This is a genomic window from Arthrobacter sp. BB-1, from assembly GCF_006151685.1.
Classification (GTDB): domain Bacteria; phylum Actinomycetota; class Actinomycetes; order Actinomycetales; family Micrococcaceae; genus Arthrobacter.
In genome coordinates, this window is the sequence record NZ_VDEV01000018.1 from 19,626 (window position 1) to 37,213 (window position 17,588).

General features: G+C 66.4%; 14 protein-coding genes. 8 read left to right on the forward strand and 6 right to left on the reverse strand.

The genetic code is table 11. From position 1 onward, the window contains the following. Positions 1–6 precede the first annotated feature (6 nt). From FHJ30_RS10010 to FHJ30_RS10025, 4 genes are all read left to right on the forward strand, one after another. Entirely contained in the window at positions 7–792 is a 786-nt protein-coding gene (locus FHJ30_RS10010; RefSeq protein ID WP_139029151.1) for a sulfite exporter TauE/SafE family protein, read from the forward strand. Between the two features lie 7 nt (positions 793–799). After that, positions 800–1,609 (forward strand): RNA methyltransferase, encoded by an 810-nt coding sequence (locus tag FHJ30_RS10015; protein WP_139029152.1) that lies wholly within the window; start codon positions 800–802, stop codon positions 1,607–1,609. Positions 1,610–1,750: 141 nt separating this feature from the next. Next, positions 1,751–2,008, forward strand: a complete 258-nt coding sequence (locus FHJ30_RS10020) for a type B 50S ribosomal protein L31 (RefSeq protein ID WP_066275740.1) — start codon at positions 1,751–1,753, stop codon at positions 2,006–2,008. 111 nt (positions 2,009–2,119) lie between these two features. Further along, positions 2,120–3,217, forward strand: coding sequence for a biotin/lipoate A/B protein ligase family protein (locus FHJ30_RS10025; RefSeq protein ID WP_139029153.1), 1,098 nt, complete (start codon positions 2,120–2,122; stop codon positions 3,215–3,217). 101 nt (positions 3,218–3,318) lie between these two features. On the opposite strand, the gene pepN is transcribed toward FHJ30_RS10025, so the two are convergent. Together pepN and FHJ30_RS10035 are read right to left on the reverse strand one after the other, a co-directional pair. Continuing rightward, positions 3,319–5,958 (reverse strand): aminopeptidase N, encoded by a 2,640-nt coding sequence (gene pepN / locus FHJ30_RS10030; protein ID WP_139029154.1) that lies wholly within the window; start codon positions 5,956–5,958, stop codon positions 3,319–3,321. A 33-nt stretch (positions 5,959–5,991) separates the two neighbouring features. Beyond that, a complete protein-coding gene (locus FHJ30_RS10035) occupies positions 5,992–7,047 on the reverse strand; it encodes a YeiH family protein (RefSeq protein WP_171058984.1) in 1,056 nt (351 codons plus the stop codon). 113 nt (positions 7,048–7,160) lie between these two features. Here FHJ30_RS10035 and FHJ30_RS10040 point away from each other — a divergent pair, with 113 nt between their 5' ends. From FHJ30_RS10040 to FHJ30_RS10050, 3 genes are read left to right on the forward strand one after another with little or no spacing between them, the layout of a single operon-like run. Continuing rightward, positions 7,161–8,717 (forward strand): circularly permuted type 2 ATP-grasp protein, encoded by a 1,557-nt coding sequence (locus tag FHJ30_RS10040; RefSeq protein ID WP_139029155.1) that lies wholly within the window; start codon positions 7,161–7,163, stop codon positions 8,715–8,717. A gap of 60 nt (positions 8,718–8,777) precedes the next feature. Continuing rightward, positions 8,778–9,704 carry an alpha-E domain-containing protein gene (locus FHJ30_RS10045; RefSeq protein WP_102975536.1) on the forward strand — a complete coding sequence of 309 codons (927 nt, stop codon included), beginning with the start codon at positions 8,778–8,780 and terminating at the stop codon, positions 9,702–9,704. Beyond that, complete coding sequence (locus FHJ30_RS10050) at positions 9,701–10,552, forward strand: transglutaminase family protein (RefSeq protein WP_139029156.1); 852 nt, start codon at positions 9,701–9,703, stop codon at positions 10,550–10,552. The genes FHJ30_RS10045 and FHJ30_RS10050 overlap by 4 nt, the downstream gene beginning before the upstream one ends. Positions 10,553–10,617: 65 nt before the next feature. On the opposite strand, the gene FHJ30_RS10055 is transcribed toward FHJ30_RS10050, so the two are convergent. The 3 genes from FHJ30_RS10055 to glgC form a co-directional block, all read right to left on the reverse strand. After that, positions 10,618–11,085: a pyridoxamine 5'-phosphate oxidase family protein gene (locus FHJ30_RS10055; RefSeq protein ID WP_139029157.1), complete on the reverse strand. Its 468-nt coding sequence runs from the start codon at positions 11,083–11,085 to the stop codon at positions 10,618–10,620. A gap of 15 nt (positions 11,086–11,100) precedes the next feature. Further along, positions 11,101–12,552, reverse strand: a complete 1,452-nt coding sequence (locus FHJ30_RS10060; RefSeq protein ID WP_139029158.1) for an SDR family NAD(P)-dependent oxidoreductase — start codon at positions 12,550–12,552, stop codon at positions 11,101–11,103. Positions 12,553–12,650: 98 nt separating this feature from the next. Further along, entirely contained in the window at positions 12,651–14,060 is a 1,410-nt protein-coding gene (glgC, locus tag FHJ30_RS10065; protein ID WP_139029159.1) for a glucose-1-phosphate adenylyltransferase, read from the reverse strand. A gap of 102 nt (positions 14,061–14,162) precedes the next feature. Here glgC and glgA point away from each other — a divergent pair, with 102 nt between their 5' ends. Then, complete coding sequence (gene glgA, locus FHJ30_RS10070; protein WP_139029160.1) at positions 14,163–15,368, forward strand: glycogen synthase; 1,206 nt, start codon at positions 14,163–14,165, stop codon at positions 15,366–15,368. 84 nt (positions 15,369–15,452) lie between these two features. On the opposite strand, the gene FHJ30_RS10075 is transcribed toward glgA, so the two are convergent. After that, complete coding sequence (locus FHJ30_RS10075; protein WP_139029161.1) at positions 15,453–17,567, reverse strand: acyl-CoA dehydrogenase; 2,115 nt, start codon at positions 17,565–17,567, stop codon at positions 15,453–15,455. Positions 17,568–17,588 lie beyond the last annotated feature (21 nt).

Genomic DNA, 17,588 nt, shown 5'->3' on the forward strand with positions numbered 1-17,588 from the left:
ATCACCTTGGATCTTCTCAGCAGCATCTTTGTGTCCATCGCCGGCCTCTGGGCCGGAACCATCAACGCCGTCGTGGGCTCCGGCACCCTGGTGACGTTCCCCGTGCTCATCGCCCTTGGCGTCGCCCCGGTTGTGGCCTCCATGAGCAACGCCATGGGCCTTGTCTTCGGCACGGCAGCCGGAGCGTTCGGGTACCGGCGCGAGCTGAAGGGCCGCGGCCGCCAGCTGATGCGGCTCCTGCCCGCGTCACTCCTGGGCGGCATCTCCGGTGCATGGCTGCTCCTGCACCTGCCTGAGAGGGTCTTCCACTACGCAGCCCCCGTCCTCATTGTCCTTGCCCTCCTTATGGTGGTGTTCCAGCCGCGCCTGCAGGCGTGGGTGCGTTCCCGGGAGGAAAACCCGGAGCACGCAGTCCGGGACAAGCGGCACGGTATCCTCCTGGTGGTTCTGGTCTATGCGGCCGGGGTCTACGGCGGGTACTTCGTCGCTGCCCAGGGCATCCTGCTGGTCGGCATCCTCGGCATTTTCCTTACCGGCACTATCCAGAACGCCAATGCCATGAAGAACATCCTGGTCCTGGGCGTGAACCTGGTGGCTGCGGTGTCCTACGTCCTATTCGCGTTCGACCGGATCAACTGGCTGGTGGTGCTCCTGATTGCCGTGAGCTCCAGCATCGGCGGGCTCGTTGGAGCCAAGGTGGGCCGCAAACTCTCGCCCACAGTGCTGCGCGGCGTGATCCTGGCCCTGGGCCTGGTGGCCCTCGGATTCATGATCGCCAATCTGCTGAAATAATCACCCGGTGACAATCCACTATCTCGAATCCGCCGCGGACCCCCGGGTCTCCGACTACACGCAGCTCACCGACGTGCACCTGCGCAAGCTCCGGGAACCGGCTGAAGGCATGTACATTGCCGAATCCTCCCGCGTCCTGCGCCGGGCGCTGGCGGCGGGTCACCAGCCGCGCTCCTTTTTCCTCGCGGAAAAGTGGCTGGAGGACCTGCAGGACGTCCTGGCCGCGCACCCGCAGGTCCCCGCCTTCATTGGCAGCGCCGCCCTGCTGGAGGAGATCACCGGTTTCCACCTGCACCGCGGCGCCATGGCGGCCATGCAGCGCCCGGCCCCGGTTCCGCTGCCGGAGCTGCTGGCCGGTGCCCGCAGGGTGGCCGTCCTCGAGGACATTGTGGACCACACGAACGTTGGCGCGATCTTCCGCTCCGCCGCCGCGCTGGACATCGACGCCGTCCTCGTTTCCCCCCGCTGCGGCGACCCGCTCTACCGCCGGAGCGTCCGGGTGAGCATGGGCACCGTCTTCCAGGTGCCGTGGGCCAGGCTAACCAGCTGGCCCCAGGATCTCCTCCTGCTCAAGGACCACGGGTTCACGGTTGCAGCGCTGGAGCTCACCGAGGACGCGCAGGACGTGGACGCGGTGGCTGCCCGGAACCCGGAAAAGCTCGCCCTGGTGCTCGGCACGGAAGGCGCCGGAATGAGCGCCGGGACGCTCGCCGCCGTCGACCTTGCCGTGAAGATCCCCATGCGAAACGGCGTGGACTCCCTGAATGTTGCGGCGGCATCGGCGGTGGCCTTCTGGGAGCTGCGCCCCCGGGACTAGGGCCGGAACGCCGTTCGCGGGCACAGTGGTTATCCGCTATTATTGATAGCTGGCTGCCCTGCGCTTCACGGCACAGAACACGGCCATCCCATTCATACCTGGCAGCTGGCAAAATCCAGTTGTGCGAACAAAGGTCCCATTATGAAGTCTGATATCCACCCGAAGTACGAAGCTGTTGTTTTCAACGACCTGGCTTCCGGCACGAAGTTCCTGACCAAGTCCACCGTTTCTTCCTCAAAGACCATCGAGTGGGAAGACGGCAACACCTACCCGGTCATCGACGTCGAAATCTCCTCCGAGTCCCACCCGTTCTACACGGGCAAGCAGCGCATCATGGACTCCGCAGGCCGCGTCGAGCGCTTCAACGCCCGCTTCAAGGGCTTCGGCGGCAAGAAGTAACCACCTTCCGCAAGGTTCTTTGGGAAAGCCCGCACCGGTCAACGGTGCGGGCTTTCTGCGTTCCCGCCACCCATTACTGGCGTGCGCCGCTTTTGGGGCAGGATTGATGGCATGACCGCCATGCCTCCTCCAGCACGCCGTTCCGCCTCCAGCCGCCACGGCGAATACAAAGTGCCCGGCGGCAAGCTCGTGGTGGTGGACCTGGACGTCATCGGTGGCCGGCTGGCCAACGTGAGCGTCAGCGGCGACTTCTTCCTGGAGCCGGACGAGGCACTCCTGGACATCAACCGCGGGCTGGCGGGACTGCCTGAAACAACAACGGCGGCCGAACTTGCCGCCGTCGTCTCATCGTCGCTTCCGGCCGGCGCAGCCCTGTTCGGCTTTTCCGCGGACGCCGTCGCCGTCACCGTCCGCCGCGCCCTCGCCCTCGCCAAGGCGACCTCCTGGGCGGACCACGAGTGGAATGTCATAGCACCCACCGTCCTGCCCACCGAGATCAATGTGGCCCTCGACGAGGTCCTCACGGAGGAGGTTGGCGCGGGCCGACGCAACCCCACGCTCCGCTTCTGGGACTGGCAGGAGCCGTCCGTGGTCATCGGCAGCTTCCAGTCTGTCCGCAACGAGGTGGACCCGGCCGGCGTGGAGAAGCACGGCATCACCGTGGTCCGGCGCATCAGCGGCGGGGGAGCAATGTTCATGGAGGCGGGCAACTGCATCACCTACTCCCTCTACCTGCCGCAGACCCTTGTTGACGGCATCAGCTTCGCCGACTCCTATCCGTTCCTGGATTCCTGGGTCATGGCGGCGCTGCAAAAGCTCGGCATCAACGCGTTCTACGTGCCGCTGAACGACATCGCCACGGACCAGGGAAAGATCGGCGGGGCAGCGCAGAAACGGCTGGCCAACGGGGGCATGCTGCACCATGTGACCATGAGCTACGACATCGACGCCGACAAGATGGTCGAGGTGCTGCGGATCGGCAAGGAGAAGCTTTCCGACAAGGGCACCCGCAGCGCAAAGAAGCGGGTGGACCCGCTGCGGCGCCAGACCGGCCTGGCCCGCACCGCCATCATCGCCGCCATGAGCGAGGTATTCACCGACCGCTACGGTGCAACGCCGTCACAGCTGACCGAAGCGGAACTGGGCACCGCCCATGAACGCGTCGGCAGCAAGTTCGGCACGGCAGGCTGGCTGCACCGCGTCCCCTGAGCGCATTCATTGTCCCGCCGGCCCCTAACCTCACAAGTTCGGCCAGGGAACCCTGCCGGCATGGGCCCACCTACTGCCGTTATGAGCGCTGAAAACGGCGGTTACGGAGCAATTGATGGTGTACTTACGACGGCGGCCTGGGCGTTGAGTGCCCGCAGCAGGTGGCTGCGCTGCTCGATGATGATGCGGCGCAGGGCACGGGGAGCGTCCGCGTTGTCTGCCAGCCACGTGTCCGTGCGCCGGATGACGGGATGCTCCGCCGGTGCCGTTCCCCCCGCCAGGTCCTGTGCAAGCGGATACAGTCCCCGGACGATCCGGCCGGCGATCTCGATGCTGCGGCTCTCCCACACGCTGCGCAGGCACTCGAAATATGGCTCCACGTAAGGCTCCAGCAGCTCCGCAGGGGACGTGGTGAACCCGTTGATGGTGGCGCCCAGGAGCTGGTTGGAGAGCTCGTTCCGGTGCACAGCCGCCTGCCAGGCGGCGGCCTTGGCGTCCTTGTCCGGGCGGGCAGCGATCGCCGTAGCATGGCCGGCCCTCCCGGAGGCCGTGGTGTCCCGGGCGAGCTCGGCGTCCAGTTCCTCCACGGCGGCCTGGCCCTGCGCCGCGAGGGCATGCCAGAAGTGCCAGCGCAGTTCCGCGTCCACCGCCAGTCCGGGCACCCCAACGGTGCCGTCCAGGAGGCCGCGCAGCCGGGACACCATGGCGTCGTCCTCCCGGCTGAGGGTGGCCAGGGTCCTCGCCCAGGCCAGTTGCTGGTCCGAACCGGGTTCTGACTGGTCCATCCGGGCAGCCGCGGTGGCCAGGAAAGCTGCACGTACAGATGCCCGCTCACTGGCGGGCGTGTAGCGTTCAACCGCGGTGCTTGCGTTCTCGAGGATGTTCAGCAGCACACCGATGCCGGTTTCGGATGGACCAAACGCAGCAACGGCCTCGACGTACCGGGATGCCGGGCTTTCACCGTCACGTGCCGAGTTCCAGAGCACCGTCCAGCACAGTGCCCGGGCCATGGGGTCGGCGAGCCGGTCCAGGGAGGAACGGACCGTGGCCTCGGAGCCCGGATCGAGCCGGACCTTGGCGTAGGTGAGGTCCTCGTCGTTCACCAGCAGGAGCGCAGGGCGGGGCTGCCCGGAAAGCTGCGGCAGGTCCGTGCGCGCCCCGGCCACATCCGTTTCGAAGCTCCCGGTCCGGACCAGGGCGCCGCCGGCGTCGAAGTCGTAGGAGCCGATTCGAAGCCGGTGCGGCCGCAGCTCTTCCCGTCCCGTGACCGGATCAATGGCCTCCTGGACGATTGCCACTGCCCCCAGGTTGCCGTCGTCGCCCGCTGCATGCGGCGCGGTGTCCAGGGACAGCGTGGAGATGCCGGAGGTCTGCAGCCACTTCTGCGCCCAGCCGGCGAGGTCACGCCCGGAGGCAGCGCTGAGCGACTCCAGCAGGTCCGCCAGCGTGGTGTTGCCGTAGGCGTGCTTCCGGAAATAGGCCCGCGAGCCTGCAATGAACGCCTCAAATCCGGCGTAGGCCACCAGCTGCTTCAGCACCGAGGCGCCCTTGGCATATGTGATGCCGTCGAAGTTCTGTTTGGCGGCCTCCAGGTCCGGGATGTCCGCCACGATCGGGTGCGTGGTGGGCAGCTGGTCCTGGAGGTAAGCCCACGCCTTGCGCTTGTTGGCGAAGGTCACCCAGGCAGTGTCCCAGTGCGTTGCCTGGTCCACGCCCAGGGTTCCCATGTAGTCGGCAAAGGATTCCTTGAGCCACAGGTCGTCCCACCATTGCATGGTCACCAGGTCGCCGAACCACATGTGCGCCATCTCGTGCATCAGGGTGTTGGCCCGCCCCTGGTACTGGGAGTCGGTGGCGCGCGAGGTGAAGACGTAGCTTTCGGTGAACGTCACCAGGCCCGGGTTCTCCATGGCGCCGAGGTTGTATTCCGGCACGAAGGCCTGGTCGTACTTGCCCCACGGATAGGGGTAGTCGAAGAGCCGGTTGAAGAAGTCCAGGCCGTTCTTGGTGAGGCGGAAGAGTTCGTCCGTGTCGAAAGAGTCCGCCATCGAAGCGCGGCAGTACAGGGCGAGCGGCACGTCCAGGGAGGTCCCGTCGTCGAGCGTGCCCTGCCAGCGGTCCTCCGCCTTGAAGTAGGGGCCCGCCAGCACGGTGGTGATGTAGGTGGACATCGGACCTGTGGCCGCGAAGTCCCAGCGCGCCGCGGCGGGGTCGCCGGGAAGCGCGGACCGGTCCGCCCCCGCCCCGTTGGAGGCGACGTGCCAGCCGGCGGGGGCCGTCACGTGGAAGGTGTACGTGGCCTTGAGGTCGGGCTGCTCGAAGTTGGCGAAGACCCGGCGAGCGTCCGCGGGCTCGTACTGGGTGTACAGGTAGCACTGCCCGTCCGCGGGATCGACGAACCGGTGCATGCCCTCACCGGAGCGGCTGTACAGCGCGGTCCCGGCGACTGCCACGTGGTTGTGCAGCTGCAGGTTCTCCAGCCTGATCCTGGCGCCGTCCGCCACGTCCCCCACGCGGAGTTCCTCGCCGTTCAGGACCACGCTGTGGACATCTCCGATGAAGTCCAGGAACGTCGCTGCCCCTGGTTCGGCTGCGGTGAAGGTAATGACGCTCCGGGTCGGATAGCCGGCAACATCCGGATCCGCAGCGTGCCGCACGTCCAGCGAAACGTCGTAACTGGTGGTACTGATCAGGGCTGAACGTTCGGCGGCTTCATCGCGCTGCAGATTCTCATGTGACACCCAGCTATCTAATCACGCAGCGGGTGTCCGAAATCACGTGGCGATCAGCAGGGCTGCCGCCAGTCCTAGGAGGGCAATCAGGAACCACGATGCGAGGGCCGCGAGGAGCGCGCGTCCGCCGGTGTGGAGGAGCGTCCGGACACGCACCGCGGACCCCAGCCCGAACAGTGCGGCGCCGAGCAGGATGTCCTGCAGCGCGCCGCCGGCCTCCAGCCATCCCGGCGCGAGCCACCCCGTGGAGCGAAGCCCCACCATGGCCACGAATCCCAGGACAAAAAGCGGCACCACCGGCGGAAGCTTGGTGTTCCGGCCGTCCCCGGTGTCCGCCGGCCGGGGTGCAAGACGGTGGTGCGCGCCGGCGATTGCTGCGACCGGAGCCAGCAGGAGCACCCGGGTGAGCTTGACCACGACGGCGATGCCCAGCGCCGCCGTTCCCGCCGTTTGCGCCGTGGCCACCACCTGGCCGACGTCGTGCACCGACGCGCCCGTCCAGGCGCCGAACACGGGCGCGCTGAGCCGCAGGGGATGGACCAGCAGGGGAAGGACGCCGATGGCAAGGGTTCCGCAGAGTGTCACGAGGGCCACCGGCAGGACGGTGTCGACGTGCCGGATCCGGCGGACGGCCGCCATGGCGCCGATCGCCGAAGCACCGCAGATGGAGAATCCGGTGGCCACCAGGAGCGAGGTCACCGGCGGCAGCCGGAAGAGCCGGGAGATGGCGTACGTCCCGCCGAAGCTCGCCGCCACCACGCCAACGATCAGGACGAGTGACAGCCATCCCAGGCCCAGCACGTCCATGATGCTGACCTTCAGGCCCAGCAGGACGATTCCGCCGCGCATCAGGTGTTTCCCGGCGAAGTCCAGCCCGGGCCGGGCCCTGCCGGCTGTCCAGGCTCCGGCAACAGGCAGGTTCGCGGCGAGGACGCCCAGGACCACCGCCAGCGTCATGGCCGGCAGCACGGGCACCAGCCGGTGGACCAGGAACGCGGCGGCCACCGCAATGGCGGCACCCGCCAGTCCCGGGAGCAGCCTCTCCGCCCGTCCGGACAGGCCACGGGCGGGCTCAGGATAAGATCTGCTGGCTGGCACTCACCTACTGTGCCGGAAAAGACGCGGAATGCACGAACCAGGGGACCTCCGCCAACACGCCACAATGGATGGCAGTAATGAATTCGAAACAAAAAGATGGTTGGCTATTGGACATGTCAGACCTATTCCAGGATTACTCCGTGGCCGCCGGCCGGTCCGGAGCCTACGACGAGATGTTCGCCCCCGGGCAACAGGCAAGGGACTCGTACGGGCAGGTGGCGGACGCCCTTCGCAAGCTCTCCCTGGCCGATGTCAGCGCGCGCGCAGACTCAATGGCGCGCACCTTCCTGGACCGCGGCGTGACCTTCGACTTCGCGGGGGAGGAGCGCCCCTTCCCGCTGGACATCGTTCCCCGGGTCATTCCGGCGGGGGAGTGGGATGTGCTGGAGCGCGGGGTCGCGCAGCGCGTACGCGCGCTCGAGGCGTTCCTCAACGACGTGTACGACAAAATGACCGTGGTGGCCGACGGCGTGATTCCGCGGCAGCTGGTGACCACCAGTGCGCATTTCCACCGGCAGGTCCACGGCTTCGAGCCTGCCGGCGGCGTCCGGGTCCACATTTCGGGCATCGACGTCGTCCGTGATGCCGCCGGAACGTTCCGGGTGCTGGAGGACAACGTCCGCGTTCCCTCGGGCGTGAGCTACGTCCTGGAGAACCGCCGGGCCATGGCCAAGGGCCTGCCGGAGGCTTTCGGCCAGCAGCTCATCCGCCCCGTCGAGGAGTACCCGCGGCGCCTGCTCTCTGCCCTGCGCAAGACCGCGCCGTCCGGGGTGGATGATCCCACCGTCGTCGTTCTGACCCCCGGCGTGTTCAACAGTGCCTACTTCGAACACACCCTGCTGGCGGGCCTCATGGGCGTGGAGCTGGTGGAGGGCCGCGACCTCATTTGCCGCGGAAACCGCGTGTACATGCGCACCACCGCAGGCGAGCAGCGCGTGGACGTCATCTACAAGCGCATCGACGACGACTTCCTTGATCCGCTGCAGTTCCGCTCCGACTCCATGCTCGGCTGCCCCGGACTGGTCAACGCAGCCAGGGCCGGCGGGGTGACGATCGCCAACGCTGTGGGCAACGGCGTCGCGGACGACAAACTGGTCTACAGTTACGTCCCTGACCTCATCCGCTACTACCTCAGCGAGGAACCCATCATCGCCAACGTGGACACGTACCGCCTGGAGGAGAAGGAATCCCGCGAGTACACCCTGGACAACCTGGCCGAACTGGTGGTCAAGCCCGTGGATGGTTCCGGCGGCAAGGGGCTGGTCATCGGGCCGGATGCTTCCAAGGACGAACTGGACGCGCTCCGGCAGCGAATCATTGCGGATCCGCGCGGCTGGATCGCCCAGCCGGTGCTGCAGCTTTCCACGGTCCCCACCTTGAGCGGGGACAAGTTCGGCCCCCGCCACGTGGACCTTCGGCCCTTTGCGGTAAACGACGGGGACAATGTCTGGGTCCTCCCGGGCGGCCTGACCCGCGTGGCCCTGAAGGAGGGTTCACTGATTGTGAACTCCAGCCAGGGCGGCGGATCCAAGGACACCTGGGTCCTGGCGGACTCTCCCCAAGTGCCGGTGGAAACCGTGCCCCGGCCCTCCATTTCTGTCCGGGAGCGTGTTTCCGTGTGGCCGGTGGAGAGCAACTGGCGGGACCGCCAGTCGGAGCAGCAGCAGTGAGCCGGGCCCTTGCCCGGGCAGTATCTTTTCCAGTTTCGGGCACGCAGGAGGTAGCCGCGAATGCTTAGCCGTATTGCCGAGTCCCTTTTCTGGATCGGCCGCTATGTGGAGCGTGCGGACGGCACCGCCCGCATCCTCGACGTCCACCTCGAACGCCTCAACCACCTGCCCATGGACGAACGCAAGAGCGTGGCCCAGGAGCTCCTGGCGGTCATGGGGGCAAGGCCGCAGAGCGAGGATTTTGGCCTGCCCGAACTCCTCCACGCGCTTGCCTACGACAAAACCAGCGCCACCTCCATCGCCGGATCCCTGGGTGCCGCGCGGGAGAACGCCCGGCGTGCCCGGGAGACTGTGTCCTCCGGGCTCTGGGAGAGCCTGAACACCACCTATTACGGGCTGAGCCAGCACCGCAAGGACGTTGTCGGTACGTACCGGTTCTGCAACTGGACCCTTGAACGGACGGCCATGGTCAGCGGCCTGGCGGACACCACCGTCAGCCATGACGAAAGCTGGCTCTTCCTGGTGCTGGGCCGCTCCCTGGAACGGGCCGACATGACGGCCCGCATGCTGTCCACCCGGGATGTCCTGTCCGCCGGCATGTCATGGGTCAACATGCTCCGTTGCGCCGGGGCGTACGAGTCTTTCCTGCGCACCCGCCGTGCTGCCTTCGGGGACCAGCACGCGGCGGAATTCCTGCTGCTGGACCGCCTCTTCCCGCGGTCCATCGTCTACGCCCTGCGGGACGCTGACGAGTGCCTGGCAAAGCTTGATCCGTCCGCCCAGCGGGTGGGGTTCATCAACGATGCGCGGCGGATTGTGGGCCAGGCCCGGACGTTCCTTGAGTTCCACCGGACGGACGATCTGATGTCCGAGCTGCCCGAGCACATGGAGCGCGTGCAGAAGGCCGTCTCGCAGGCCTCGGACGCAATTTCCCGTAAGTACTTCAATCAGGCGGATGAACTTGCCTGGGTGGGAGAAGTTTCATGACCCGGCTGAGCATCGTCCACAAGACGGCCTACAAGTACAACAAACGGGTCACCCTGTCCTACAACGAGGCCCGCATGACCCCGCTGACGGATTCCCAGCAGGTGGTGCTCGAGTCCGTGGTCAAGGTGTCGCCGTCGCAGGCTGCCGTGAGCACCTACCGCGACTACTGGGGCACCAGGGTCACGGCGTTCGACATGCAGATGCCGCACGAACACCTTGAAGTGGTTTCCAACATCACCGTGGAGGTCCACCGCGCCGAGAAAATCCCGTCGGAGTCTGACATTGCCGGCTGGGACGTCCTGGCCTCACCCGAGAAGCTCAACACCTTCAGCGATTGGCTTCCCCAGTCCAGGCTGAGCGGTCCCGGTGACGAAGTCCTGGGCATCATCCCGCAAGTGGTGGCCGGGAAGAACCCGCACGAGGCCGCCATGGCCGTGTTCGAGTGGATGCGCGGCGAAATGACCTACATGTCCGGTTCCACAGCGGTCACCACCAACGCGGAAGAGGCTTGGGGCCAGCGGCAGGGCGTCTGCCAGGACCTCGCCCACCTGGCCATCGGTGCGTTGCGCAGCTGCGGCATCCCGGCGCGCTACGTCTCGGGTTACCTTCACCCCCGCTCCAGCGCCGGCATCGGAGAGACTGTGGCCGGGCAGTCGCATGCGTGGCTGGAGTGGTGGGACGGCGACTGGCGCAGCTGGGACCCCACCAACCATAAGCCGGCCGGGGACTTCCATGTCACGGTGGCCCGGGGCAGGGACTACCGCGATGTGCCGCCGCTGAAGGGCATTCTGTCGGGCGGGGGCGGTTCGGCCCTGAGCGTCAGCGTGGAGATCACGCAGCTCGCCTGACCGGGCGTGTCTCCCCGGACAGCGTCTGCCGGGCCAGCTCCGCGGGCTGGCCCGGCAGACGGCGTTTATTCCTGGGCGGATTTCACCGCGCCGCTGAGCTGGGTCCACCAAGTCATCGGTTCCGTCACCTTGAAGCGTCGGCCCGTCACTGTGTCCGGTGTGATCCGGACGAAGATGTCCTTTTTGCCTGCCTGCCAGGGGAAGAGGAAGAGCTGCGCGGTTTCCAGGACCTGCTCCGTGCCGGTGACGATGGCGGCCGTGCCCTTGACCACCACGCTCCAGGCCAGGCCGGTGTTGGGATCCACGCCGTCCGCCTCCACCGCCACCGGGGCGTCCTCCGAGGCGCCGGAGAGTTTGGTTCCCTCGCTGGTGCGGAACACCAGGGTGCCCCGGTCAACCGTGTAGTTGATGGGAAAGATATCGGGGCGTCCCGCTACCAGGACCGCCAGCCTGCCGACGGACACGGTGCGGAGCGCGGCCCAGCACTCGTGGTGTTCAAGGTTCTGGACTTCAGGTATTGGTTCGGCGCTCATGCCGCGAGCTTACCCTCACCAGGGGCTGGGTTTGTAGTCCTTGAGGAACACGCCGTACTGGTCCTCACCGTGCTCTCCCATGACGATGGGATCGTACACACGGGCGGCCCCGTCCACCAGGTCAAGGGGGGCGTGGAAGCCTTCCTCCATGAGCCTGACCTTGGTGAAGTGCGGACGCTCGTCGGTGATCCAGCCGGTGTCCACGGCAGTCATCAGGATGCCGTCGCTGTCCAGCATTTCCTGGGCGCTGGTGCGCGTCATCATGTTGAGTGCAGCCTTTGCCATGTTGGTGTGCGGGTGGCCCGGGCCCTTGTAGGCGCGGGAGAACTGGCCCTCCATGGCCGAGACGTTGACGATGTATTTCCGGCGGGCGGTGGACCGCTTCATGGCGCCCCGCAGCCGGCTCACCAGCAGGAAGGGCGCGGTCACGTTGCAGAGCTGCACCTCGAGCATCTCCAGCGGATCCACCTCGTCCACCACCTGGGTCCAGCTGTTGATGGTGGCCAGGTCCGGAACCAGCCCGCCGGCGTCGATGGCCGTTCCTGACGCAATGCGTTCCAGGGAGGCTGATCCCGTGGATAGTGCCAGCGATGTGATGGCATCCCCGGCCAGGACCGGGTGCTCCGTCACGCTGCTGGCCAACGCCAGGGGGTGCTTGTCATGTGCGTGGCCGAAGGTCACCAACTCGGGACCGCCGTTGGCCTGTTCCAGTGCCGCCGGAAGCGGTTCATCCTCGGCGTCCACCAACGGCTTGTAGGCATTGCCGGAACGGCGTACCGTCTGCGCCGCGTTGTTGATGATGATGTCCAGCGGGCCTGCCTCGTTGAGTGAGTCCGTGAGGGCCATGACCTGGGCGGGATCGCGGAGGTCGATGCCCACGATGCGGAGCCGGTGCAGCCATTCGCCGCTGTCCTCCATGGCGGCGAACCTGCGGGCGGCATCCTTGGGGAAGCGCGTGGTGATGGTGGTGTGGGCGCCGTCACGGAGCAGTCGAAGCGCAATGTACATCCCGATTTTGGCCCGCCCACCGGTCAGCAGGGCGCGGCGGCCGGTCAGGTCGGTCCGGGCATCGCGTTTGCTGTGGCTGAAGGCAGCGCAGTCGGGGCACAGCTGATGGTAGAAGGCATCAACCTGCGTGTAGTGCTGCTTGCAGATGTAGCACGGGCGCGAGCGGATCAGGTGGCCGGCGACTTTGCCGGTGGCTGAGGTGGCCAGCTTGTTGCCGCGCGTCTCGTCGTCGATCCGGTCCGGGGCTGCGGTTGCGGTCTGGGCGATGACAGCCCGGTCCGCTTCGGAGATCAGGTCGCGCTTGGTGACCCTGCGGTGCCGCTTGACGGCCTTGAACATTTTCCCGGTGGCGCGGCGCACTGAAACGTAATCCGGGTGCTCCTCGTCGTAGGCATGGATGGTATTCAGGACCTTGAGGCAGGCCTGGATTTCCTCAGGGGTCAGATCGGGGGAGCTCACTGTATCGATTTTACAGCCTGGGGCTCCCTGCCGGCCCCACCGTCAACGGGGCGGGCGGCTGCCGGGGAGCGCCCTGTAGGAGCGCTCCCGGGCAGTGGTCAGGAGAGGCGGACGCGCGGCGCGGCGTCCGCGGCCGCCGCAGCGTGCGTCGCAGCAACCTTGTCCACGGAATCGCGCACATCCGGGTACTGCGCAGCCGCTGCCTTGACGGCGTTGGGCACTAGGTGCAGGTTGGCGGCCGCGAGCTTGCGCTCATCCTCACCGGGTTCTGGAACTTCCTGGCCCTTGGACAGGACCGTGATTCCGGAGTCCGTGACCTTGAAACCACGGGCACGGTCCAGGTCCGCGTCAAGGCCGATCGCCGCCCCAGCCGGTACCTTGACGTTCTTGTCGATGATGGCGCGGTTGATCACGGCGCCCTCGCCGATCTGGACCTTGTCCATCAGGACCGAGTCGATCACCCGGCTGCTGGTGGCCACATAGACGTCGTTGGACAGGACGGAGCCCTCCACGACGCCGCCGGAGATTACCACCCCGCTGGAGACGATCGAGTCCAGGGCGGTGCCAACGGTGTTGTTCTGGCCGCGGACGAACTTGGCCGGGGGTGAGATGCTCTGCCGGGTGTAGATGGGCCACTCGGAGTTGTAGAGGTTGAAGACCGGCAGCGGGGAAATGAGGTCCATGTGGGCATCGTAGAAGGAGTCGATGGTGCCCACGTCGCGCCAATAGGTGCGGTCGCGTTCTGTGGAGCCGGGAATGTCATTGAGGGTGAAGTCGTAGACATCTGCTTCGCCCTGGTTCACGAAGTAGGGAATGATGTCCCCGCCCATGTCGTGCTTGGTGTCCAGCCGTTCTGCGTCGACATGGAGCGCCGCCACCAGCGCGTCGGCGTCAAAGACATAGTTGCCCATGGAAGCCAGGAACTGGGAGGGATCGGCTGCCAGGCCGGGAGTGCTGGCAGGCTTTTCCACAAATGCCGAAATCTTCTGGGGATCGTTCTGATCCACCTCGATCACGCCGAACTGGTCGGCCATGTGAAGTGGCTGCCGGACGGCAGCGACCGTTGCTTTGGCACCGCTGTTCACGTGCTGCGCCACCATCTGGGCGAAGTCCATGCGGTAGACGTGGTCCGCGCCCACCACCACCACGATGTCGGGGTTGGCGTCATGGATGAGGTTCAGGGACTGGTAGATGGCGTTGGCGCTGCCCAGGAACCAGCTTTTGCCCACACGCTGCTGCGCCGGAACCGAGGCCACATAGTTGCCCAGCTGGGTGGACATTCGCCAGGTCTCCGAGATGTGGCGGTCCAGGCTGTGGGACTTGTACTGCGTGAGCACGACGATCTGCAGGTACCGCGAATTCACCAGGTTGGACAGCGCGAAGTCGATCAGGCGGTAGCTCCCTGCGAAGGGTACGGCAGGCTTGGCCCGGTCTGCCGTCAGTGGCATCAGCCTGTTCCCCTCGCCGCCCGCGAGGACAATGGCCAGGACTCTTTTGTTCAACGGCATAATGGTCGCTCCTGTACGCCTTCGTAACTCCCCAAGACAGTCCGGCATGCCCGGACTCCTTCACACTAGAACAGTTAAGCGTGAAGGACTACCTTGGGTCTTGTGCGAATAGACATTGTGACTAAAGAGTTCCCGCCGGAGATCTACGGTGGCGCCGGAGTCCACGTGGCCGAATTGAGCAGGGTGCTTAGTAAGCATGTTGACCTGCAGGTTCGTGCTTTTGGTGCTCCCCGCGACACCGACTATCATGGCGCCACCGTGACGTCCTACCAGGTACCGGAGGACCTCGGCGGGGCCAACGCCGCGGTGCAGACCCTCGGGGTGGACCTCCGGATCGTCCCGGACGTGGAAGGCGCGGATGTGGTCCATTCGCATACCTGGTACGCCAACATGGCAGGCCACCTCGCGTCCCTGCTGCACGGCATCCCGCATGTCCTCAGCGCCCACAGCCTGGAGCCCCTCCGCCCCTGGAAGGCCGAACAGCTCGGCGGCGGCTACGCGCTCTCGTCCTGGGTGGAGAAGACTGCCTACGAGGCGGCGGCAGCAATCATCGCAGTTTCCGAAGGCATGCGGCAGGACATCCTGCGCAGCTACCCGGACGTCGATCCCGCGAAGGTCAAGGTGGTCCACAACGGCATCGACGTCGAGCTGTGGCAGCGTGACGAAAATGACGACGCCGTCCGTGCCTTGGGCATCGATCCGGCCAAGCCCAGCGTGGTTTTTGTGGGCAGGAACACCCGCCAGAAAGGTGTTCCCTACCTGCTGCGGGCCGCAGCCAAGCTGCCCGCCGACGTCCAGCTGGTCCTGTGCCTGGGGGCGGCCGATACCCCGGAGCTCGCCGCCGAGACCGCCCGCCTGATCGAGGACCTGCAGAGCCAGCGGACCGGCGTGGTGCTCATTGAGCGCATGCTGCCACGGCACGAGCTCATCCAGGTCCTCAGCCACGCCACCGCGTTCGCCTGCCCGTCCATCTATGAGCCGCTCGGCATCGTGAACCTGGAAGCAATGGCGTGCGGGGCGGCAGTGGTTGCCAGCGCCACGGGCGGTATACCGGAGGTCGTGGAGCACGGCCAGACCGGACTCCTCGTTGACCTTGAGCAGGTCACCGACGGCACCGGGACGCCCCTCGATCCGGAAAAGTTCGTCACCGAGTTCGCGGCCGCCCTCACCGAGGTTGTCTCCGATCCGGAGCGGGCGCGCGCCATGGGCCAGGCCGGCCGGCTGCGCGCCGAGAAGCACTTCTCCTGGGAGTCCATCACCGAGACCACCCTTGAGGTGTACCGCTCGGTGCTGCCGTCCAAGGGCTAGCGACCCCTTCGTAATTAATCACGACGGCGCCGCTCCCCTCGCGGGGGGAGCGGCGCCGTCGGAATTCATGCCGTCAGCCGGAAATTAGTTCCGTTTCGCCGCAACGGTCCTGGCCAGCAGCACCTTCTCGTCCACCGGGGACTCGCCGCTGGCCCGCTGGCGTCGGAAGTAGGCCCTTGCCTCGTCCTGCCGTTCTTTCTCGGCGCCAGTGGCAATTGCCGCGCGCACGTGGTCGCCGTCGTAGCCAAAGGCATCCACGAGGTGCAGCGCGTGCGGGCGGATCTTCACAAGCAGCCTGTTGATGTATTCACCCACGGTCCGGGCCCGTTGCATGGAAAGGCGGCCGTTCATGAGGTACCAGGACAGGTTCTTTTCGATCAGCGACAAGCCAAAGAGGTCACGCAGCCATGTCAGCACCATCCTGGTGCCGGGATCCTCCACCTCGCGGAGGGCGTCGGTGAAGGCCTCCCATTGCAGCAGCTCGGCGTGCGCCTGCGCGGCATCGATCAGCTCGTTCTGGTGCCGGTTGAAGAGCGCGGCGCCCTTCTCCTGCGATAGCCGGCCTGTGCCCTTCAGCGCTGTTGCCGCTTCCGCCACCATGGTCTGCACCCGGTCGGTGAGGAGCTCGCGCTGGCCTTCCTCGTCGCGCAGGGCGATCGCCGCCTTCTGCACGGACCCGGTGTCAGCCATGAACTGGGCCACCTGGCGCAGCCCCGTCCGGTGGATGGCGGCGCCGGTTGCCTGTCCCACCACATAGCGGGCCAGCACGCCGAAGTCCACGTTGCGGAACTCCTTGGCGTAGTCGGCCAGCAGGCGTTTGGCCACCAGTTGCAGCAGCACGGTGTTGTCGCCCTCGAACGTGGCATAGACATCAAGGTCCGCCCGTAGTGACGCAAACCGGTTCTCGATCAGGAAGCCGGCACCGCCGCACGCTTCCCGGCATTCCTGCAGCGTGTCCAGCGCGTGCCAGGTGCTGAGGGCCTTCAATGCCGCGGCAAGGGTTTCCAGGTCCTGGCGGTCGGCGTCCGTGTCATGCGCGCCGGAAAAGACGTCGTCGAACTTCTGCAGCAGCTGCTCATGCGCGAACCCGGCGGCGTACGTGGTGGCCAACCGGGTGAAGAGGCGGCGCTGGTGCCGCTGGTAGTCGAGCAGGACTTCCTCGTCCGTATGTGAGGAGGCGTTGAATTGGCGCCGTTCGGAGGCGTAACGGATGGCTGCCTGCAGTGCCACCTTCGAGGCTGCCACCGCCGCACCATCCAGCGACACCCGGCCCTGCACCAGGGTGCCGAGCATGGTGAAGAACCGCCGGCCCGGGCTGGCGATGGGGGAGGTGTACGTTCCGTCCGGGGCGACGTCGCCGTAGCGGTTTAGGAGGTTCGTGCGGGGGATACGGACGTTGGTGAAGTGCAGCCGCCCGTTGTCGATGCCGTTGAGTCCGCCCTTGATGCCGTCGTCCTCGCCACCGATGCCCGGCAGGAACGCCCTGGTCTGCGGATCACGCAGGTCCACGTAGAAGGCGTGGACGCCGTGGTTGACGCCGCGGGTGACAAGCTGGGCGAACACCACGGCGCCCAGTCCGTCAATGGCGGCATTTCCGATATAGTCCTTCCACGCGGCGCGGAACGGCGTGTGCACCACGAATTCCTCCGCGGATGGATCGTAGGTGGCCGTGGTTGCGATGCTGGCCACGTCTGAGCCGTGTCCCGTTTCGGTCATGGCGAAGCAGCCCGGGATCTGCAGGTTCATGATGCCCGGAAGCCATTTCGCATGGTGATCGGCGGTGCCAAGGTGCATGACGGCCGAGCCGAACAGGCCCCACTGCACCCCTGCCTTGATCTGCAGCGAGGGATCCGCCACCACGAGTTCCTCGAAGCCGGCGATGTTGCCGCCGTGGTCGTCGGCGCCGCCCAGGGCTTTAGGAAAAGCGCGGTGCACGGCCTCATTTTCGACGAGGTACTTCAGCTGGCCGAACACCCGGGCGCGGTGCTCGTTATGGGTCAGGCCCTCGATTTTGTGAAGCTCTGGGCGGGCCGCAAGGTCCCGGGCCTGGAGCCGCACTGCGGCCCACTTGCCGAGCAGTTGCCTGCCCAGCGTTTCGACGTCGACGGCGGGCTGCGGCCTGGCGCTGCCCGGCACCGGTAGGTGCGGGGCTGCAGCGCGCTTCCCCTTGCCGGTGGGACGGTCCACTACTTCAGTCATGTCAATGTCCTTCGTTGGTGC

Excerpts from the sequence above, each read along its gene's own strand:
- FHJ30_RS10020 (WP_066275740.1), top strand. The coding sequence starts at position 1,751 with ATGAAGTCTGATATCCACCCGAAGTACGAAGCTGTTGTTTTCAACGAC.
- FHJ30_RS10025 (WP_139029153.1), top strand. The coding sequence starts at position 2,120 with ATGACCGCCATGCCTCCTCCAGCACGCCGTTCCGCCTCCAGCCGCCAC.
- FHJ30_RS10040 (WP_139029155.1), top strand. The coding sequence starts at position 7,161 with ATGTCAGACCTATTCCAGGATTACTCCGTGGCCGCCGGCCGGTCCGGA.
- FHJ30_RS10045 (WP_102975536.1), top strand. The coding sequence starts at position 8,778 with ATGCTTAGCCGTATTGCCGAGTCCCTTTTCTGGATCGGCCGCTATGTG.
- FHJ30_RS10050 (WP_139029156.1), top strand. The coding sequence starts at position 9,701 with ATGACCCGGCTGAGCATCGTCCACAAGACGGCCTACAAGTACAACAAA.
- FHJ30_RS10055 (WP_139029157.1), bottom strand. The coding sequence starts at position 11,085 with ATGAGCGCCGAACCAATACCTGAAGTCCAGAACCTTGAACACCACGAG.
- glgC (WP_139029159.1), bottom strand. The coding sequence starts at position 14,060 with ATGCCGTTGAACAAAAGAGTCCTGGCCATTGTCCTCGCGGGCGGCGAG.
- FHJ30_RS10075 (WP_139029161.1), bottom strand. The coding sequence starts at position 17,567 with ATGACTGAAGTAGTGGACCGTCCCACCGGCAAGGGGAAGCGCGCTGCA.